This window comes from Streptomyces sp. NPDC058464 (assembly GCF_042721035.1).
GTDB lineage: Bacteria > Actinomycetota > Actinomycetes > Streptomycetales > Streptomycetaceae > Streptomyces.
This window is the reverse complement of the sequence record NZ_JBHXMA010000108.1, coordinates 1-6,205: the sequence shown is the minus strand read 5'-3', so window position 1 is coordinate 6,205 and position 6,205 is coordinate 1. Positions and strand designations below refer to the sequence as shown.

Annotated in this window: 4 protein-coding genes; 3 read left to right on the top strand and 1 reads right to left on the bottom strand. The window is 61.3% G+C overall.

Annotated features, from left to right (window positions below; all coding sequences use genetic code 11):
* Positions 1-664 precede the first annotated feature (664 nt).
* The 3 genes from ACFWPQ_RS51800 to ACFWPQ_RS51790 all read left to right on the top strand — a co-directional run bounded on the left by ACFWPQ_RS51800 (position 665) and on the right by ACFWPQ_RS51790 (position 5,275).
* Complete coding sequence (locus ACFWPQ_RS51800) at positions 665-1,417, top strand: hypothetical protein (RefSeq protein WP_384052150.1); 753 nt, start codon at positions 665-667, stop codon at positions 1,415-1,417.
* Positions 1,418-1,473: 56 nt separating this feature from the next.
* Complete coding sequence (locus tag ACFWPQ_RS51795) at positions 1,474-4,368, top strand: hypothetical protein (RefSeq protein ID WP_384052148.1); 2,895 nt, start codon at positions 1,474-1,476, stop codon at positions 4,366-4,368.
* A 505-nt stretch (positions 4,369-4,873) separates the two neighbouring features.
* On the top strand, positions 4,874-5,275 hold the full coding sequence (locus tag ACFWPQ_RS51790) for a hypothetical protein (RefSeq protein WP_384052146.1): 402 nt from the start codon (positions 4,874-4,876) through the stop codon (positions 5,273-5,275).
* Positions 5,276-5,294: 19 nt separating this feature from the next.
* On the opposite strand, the gene ACFWPQ_RS51785 is transcribed toward ACFWPQ_RS51790, so the two are convergent.
* Positions 5,295-6,103, bottom strand: a protein-coding gene (locus tag ACFWPQ_RS51785; protein WP_384052144.1) for an IS5 family transposase whose coding sequence is annotated in 2 segments (ribosomal slippage) — positions 5,295-5,783 and positions 5,786-6,103 — 807 coding nt in all. Because the reading frame shifts where the segments join, the coding sequence is not laid out codon by codon here.
* Positions 6,104-6,205 lie beyond the last annotated feature (102 nt).

Below are 6,205 nucleotides of genomic sequence, written 5' to 3'. Positions count from 1 at the left end.
AAGCCACGAGACCGACCTGCCTACCGAACTCACCGCATAGCCTCAAAACGAGATCACCGAGTGGCCGTCAATACACCACTCCAGCGGACGTGACCCTGACGTGCCAGAATTTCGTGAGGGAAACACGCAGCCAGCCCACCAGGGGGACGATCATGTCGACATCGTTTGCCGGCTCCCTACTGCCGCTGCTGATGCTGGTCGGGACACTCTGGCTCGCGTGTGTTGTTCTCGGCCTGCATGGCCTGCTCCTCGGGTGTATGCCGGGCCGATGGCTACAGCGCCACGTTCGACAGCCGAGACTCTGGGGAGCGGGCGCTCTACTCGTTGCGTGCAGCGGGTTCGACCATCCGTCGTTGTCAGTGGTCGGAATCGGCCTTGTTGCCTTGGGCCACGTAGTGAAGCGAACTTCGTGATTATCTGAAGACAGGGGGCTCGTGCCAGACGCGTGTCAGATCTGGGGGGAACCCGGGGGAACACCGGGGAACCAACGGCCTGGCCGCCGGGCGCCGATACCCTTCCATCGCAGGTCAGCCAAGCAGCGCACCCTAGATCACCTTAGCTTCCCAGGTTGAGGGTCCTTGCGGCACTATGAAGTCTCAGACTTAAGGGGTGTTGTAAGCGGTCATGGCATGAGAGCAGGCGGACAGCGGGGGTGCAAGCTGAGGTGACAGACAGAGACCCGTCGGCGGCCACGAAACGAGGCGAGCTGGAAAGGAAGCTGGCGGACCTGGATCAGGACTTGGCCGACCTGTATCACGAGGCCGTCGATCTTCTCAATGACACCAGATATAATCGCGCTGTCGTTATGATGCTTTCGCATGCAGTACGAGAGCTTGCGAATAACCTTGCTCACCATCTCGGCTTGATGGAAGGAATCCAGTTCCCCGCATCCGTAGATACCTCTACGCCCATCGGTACACTAGCAAGGTTGTGGGAGGCCGAAGGATTCAACTCGCCTAATTCTTCGACAACCAACAGCAGCCCAGGTCTGGTTGAACTGACTGAGGGGCTTGACGAAACAATCCGGGAGAAGCCTCCGGTACGTATAACTGAAGGAATCTACGCAGCCATCGAAACACTGATTGCAGCTCACTCAAGGGTGGCCGCCAACGCACGACAACGCCAAGCCTTTATCGCCGCAGGGAATAGCGCTACCCCTCACGACCCGACCGCCAAGCTGTTCGGGGCGACCTTTGATTTCTTCATGAGTTACGCGCATCTTGATCGGGCAGCAGGGCGCCGTCTGCCTACGGCGCAGGAGTTGCAGAATCAATTCGCTAACTTTGAGGCCGTTGTATCGGCACGCATTGGTGGATTCTTCGATGTGGTCGACGAACTTGCCGACATCATAGAGATCGCCAACGCGGCGAATCCGCGTAATGAAGCACCCCCCGACCAGGCTACGGATGCGCAATGACAGGAAGAGAACCACCCAGGTCGGCCGCAGAATACGTCGTTCCTGACGCTATGCTGGTGGACAGCGCATTGGCTCGCATCGGCAATGCTCAGCATCGCCAAGTTTTCTACTCTAAATTGGAGAACCCGAACTGGGTTAGCCCGTTGACTGAGAAGGGCGCTTTCACTGACGTGCCCTCAGTTTCGGTAGACGATCAGGGCGGGATGCACTTTACACCCTGGCCCCAAGGAGAGTATCTAGCCAGAGTAGCGCCGCTCGTGCCGCGTGAGGTGAACGCCGCTCTTCAACCAGCGCTCAGCAGTGACAGCCCTGTCGTCCAACGGATCGTGATTGAAGCAGCGAGCCGCATGCCGGCCGATTATGCTGCCGGGCTGGTGCCCACGATCCGCAGCTACCTCAACGGGCCTTATCGGGTCTGGTTGGACGCCACCAAACTGGTGGCAATTGTCTGCCGACTTGCTGAAGGCGGTAAGCGGAGGCATGCAAAGCAACTGGCTGACGGCTTGTTCCGGCCGCGTTCAGCGAACCAATCAACGGATGGGTTGAACGCGTTCAGCGGTGTGGATTCGTATTGGTATGCACAAACGTTGCCCACTGCGGTGAAAGCCCTAGAGGACGAGCCGAAGATGCTGTCTACCGCTGTAGTCTGGCTGGAGCAATGGGTGAAACTCACGCCCCACAAGACATCGTTTAGCTCCCTCTGGCGTCCGTCTATCAAATCCGGTGAAAACGCGCTGCGCACCGAACCAGTTGGTCACGTACTCGTTGATGCGGTGCGCGATCTCGCGCGTGCGCGAATCACTGCCGGAAAGTCCGCGAAAGAAGTGGTCGAACAGATCGAGCGAGGCGGCGAATCAATTTTCCTTCGCCTCTCGCTTGATTTGATTACCGATCTACTGCCCAATCAAATGGTTGACCAGCAGGCCGGCACAGGGGCCGAACCAGCGTCGACGCTCCTGGAGTTGGCTTTCAAGCGTCTCATCACCCCAGAACTGCTCGCGGGTGAATATCGACCGGAGTATGTCGATCTAGCTCGATCTGCCCTTCCGTATCTCTCCGAGGAGCAGGCTTCACAATGGGAACGTTTGGTAATAGAGCCGCCACATTTGACCGCTGACCGAGTTGGGCGGATGCTCGGCCGTCCTTCCGGCGAGGTCACTGGAGTTGAAATCGCCAGCCAGATCGGCATGTGGCAGCACAGACTGCTTCTTGCGATTGGCTGGGAGGCACTCCCCTCCCAAATGCGCCAGCGGCTCGACGAGCTTGTCGCTGACCACGGCGCACCACCAGACCCCGGAGACTCTCAATACCAAAGCGGCTTCTTCGTCGGCCCCATCAGCCCTCTACCGGACGCCGAGTTGGTGAATCTCAGTCCCGAGGATCTCTTGGCATACTTGCAATCGTGGGAGCCAAGCCCGGAATCCGGATCAAGGCACGGGTTCCCTCCTTCAGCAGAAGGGCTGGCGCGCGGCGTAACGAAGGCTGTTGCCACAAGACCCGCCGAGTACGCACTGTGCGCAGAGCGCTTCAGCGGTTTGCAAAGCACGTACGTAGCGGCAGCCCTGGAGGGTTTCGAGCAAGCAGTAGCCCAAAAGACCGGCTTCTCCTGGGGGTCGGTGCTTGCGCTAGCGACTCATGCAGCTACGCAACCGGGCAATGATGCAGATGAACTCGGCGAGTCTGACGACGACGCCTGGCGCTACGTCCAGCAACAGGCCGCACGGCTGATCCAAGCTGGTATCGACGCCGACGAAATGACAGCCATCCCCCCTACGCTTTACGCGATGGCGTGGGAAGCGCTGAATCCGATGACCCGTAATGCACACCCCAGTGCCCACTACGAAGAATCCTATGGCCTCCCGTCTACTGACGCCCTGACCCTGTCTCTCAATACCACGCGCCCGATCGCGCTGCGCGCTACGATCCGCCTCTTCGCCGCAATCTCCAGGATCGGGCAAGCCCCGGAGAGCGAAGCACACAAAGACCCTATCGGGACACAGGCAGAAATCCTCGCGGCCCTTGATGAGCACGCTGGCTTTGACTCCGACACGAGTCTGGCGGTCGCTGCAGTTTTCGGAGAAGGGCTGGGCCTTTTGCTAACTAACGCACGGGAATGGACGACGGCGCGACTCGACCGCATCCTTGGGCGGCCCGAAGACCGCAACAGCAGTCCCGCGGATCATCTGGCCTGGTTCGATACTGCCTGGTCCGTTATGATCGTCGGTTACCGCCCGTCGCGAGGTCTCTTCGACTCTCTGAAACCGTGGTTCCTGGGGCATATAAGGGGACTGGACGCAGATACCGTCGAAGATTCGCCCGTGTTTGGCATGAGATCACCACGGCAGTCGCTAGCTGACCATGTCCTGATGCTCTTCGTGACAGGGCAGCTCGAATCTGGTCTGGAAGACCAGGCGCTGACAGATCTTTTTGCCTTCGGTGACAGCGCCCTGCTGCGCGACGCGCTGGGCCACCTTGGATGGCAACTCCGCCATGCGGAGGGAGAGCCTCCCGGCACAGTGCTCGCACGATTTCGCGAACTGTGGGATTGGCGGGCACAACTGGTTGCCCAAGGCGCTGCAGACAGCCAAGAGCTATTGGATTTTTACTGGTGGGTGTCCTCGGGTCACCTGGACGCTGGCTGGTGGCTTCCGCATCTGGCGACCGTCGCCCATAACCCTCAGTTCAACCCGCACTCAATGCTCGGCGAGCCTCTCGCTAAGGCTGCTCCCACGTATCCTGACCAGGTGCTAGAGGTCTACGCGACACTCTACGTGTCTAGTAAGCAAAACTTCCGATCCTATGATCTGCTCGAACACGCACCAGCCATCCTCAAGCCAGCTCTGACCTCGGGTCAGGAAGGCCTGGAACGGAGCGCGCGCGCTCTTGTCGAGCAGTTGGGTAACGAAGGCTACTTGGACCTGATGAACCGTATTCGCGCCCTTCCTGAATGATTCCAGCCCAGCCATGGATCTCACCGAAATCTCCGGCTTCCCAAGCCGATCCCCTCAGGTGAGTACAAGGACACCTCGCGCAGTCCAGCCAGCGAACATGCTGGTCTGCCGCTCCGTCCGGGCTGCGGCGCTGGGGCGCCGGTCCCGGCCGAGCGGCAGACGACAGACGACAGACGAAGGGTCGGCGTGCAGCAGAAGGCCCCGCACATCGGCCGCCGGGGGAGACGGTGATGTGCGGGGCCAGCCCGGTCGGTCGCAGGAGCCTGCCCAGCACTGCGGCCAACCGGAGTCTCAACAACCGACGCGATCAGGCCGCTGACGAACTCCGACGGATCGTGCGTGTGGCCGTCGGCAACACATCAGGACTTGTATCCGCTTCAGCCGTGAGGCCTAAGAGCTCGTAACACGATCTTGTGACTCAGCCCAGGTAGTCGTGTCGTGGTGGAGCGTGGGAGCGTGGCCCTGGATCGTGGGCGATGGCCTGTGTGGGGGGAAGCGGGACTCGGTGAGCGTGGTGTGGGCGGCGACGTCGCCGGAATCGGGACTGTTCGATCCGGTTGAGCGACGCACAGAGGTGAAGGATCTGTCAGATCGCTTCGATGACTTGCGTTCCTGTGGCCAGGGATACGTCGAGGTTCGGTCGCCGAACAGGGAGTTCCCGGTGCTGACCCTGGCCTTTCGAGATGATCACGCGGTCGTTCACCTGATGAGTGACACCGGGCGGATGTCTCTGCTCGTAGGAGACGGCACCACGCCCTCGGGTGCCGAGGTCGAGGTCCCGATCATGGACGATCTCGCCGCGTTCACGGGCGACTTTGTCCTGGATATCGATCGGGCGTGGGACCTGGTGCACGACTTCACGCAGACGCGGGTGGCCGGCCCTCTGGGTGAGTGGTGTGAGTTGTAGCCCAAAGCTCGTGACACGATCATGATCGGTGTTTCTTCAGGCGCCTCCAGCAGATGAGGCCGCAGGCCAATGAGACGAAGGCGTCGTGGAGTTCGGTTCGGCGTTCCCATCGCACGGCGAGGCGTTTGAACTGGTGGAGCAGGGCGAAGGTCTGCTCGACGACGTAGCGGAGCTTGCCCACGCCCTTGATGTTCGGGGCGCCCTTGCGGGAGATGACCGGCAGGATCCGGCGCTTGCGTAACTCCTCGCGGTTGGGGTTGGAGTCGTAGCCCTTGTCCCCGAGCAGCGAATCGGGGCGGCGGCGTGGCCGGCCGGCTCGCCCGGCCACGGGCGGGATGCCGTCGACCAGGGCGAGGGTTTGGGTGACGTCGTTGACGTTCGCCGCGGTGGTGATGACCTTGAGCGGGGTGCCGCGTCCGTCGCAGATCAAATGGTGCTTGCTGCCCGTCTTCCGGCGGTCGACCGGTGACGGACCGGTGTCGGCTCCCCCCTTTTCGCACGGATGTGGGAGCCGTCCACACACGCCCTGGACCAGTCGAGCCCACCCGCGGCATTCAGCTCGGCGAGCAGAATACGGTGCAGCCGGTCGAAGACCCCGGCCTGCTGCCACCGCTCCAGACGCCGCCAGCAGGTCTGTCCGGAGCCGAACCCCAACTCCAGGGGCAGCAGTTGCCAGGCTATGTCGTTGTGGAGCACGTACAGGATGCCCTGCAGACACAGCCGGTCCGGCACAGGCCGCGGCCCCGGTGATCGCTCAGGCCAGGGCGGCAGCAATGGCTCGATCAATGCCCACAAGTCGTCATCCACGATCCACGGCCGAGTACTCACACCGTCCGGTCACGTCCGCTGGAGTGGTGTATTGACGGCCACTCGGTGATCTCGTTTTGAGGCTATGCGGTGAGTTCGGTAGGCAGGTCGGTCTCGTGGCTT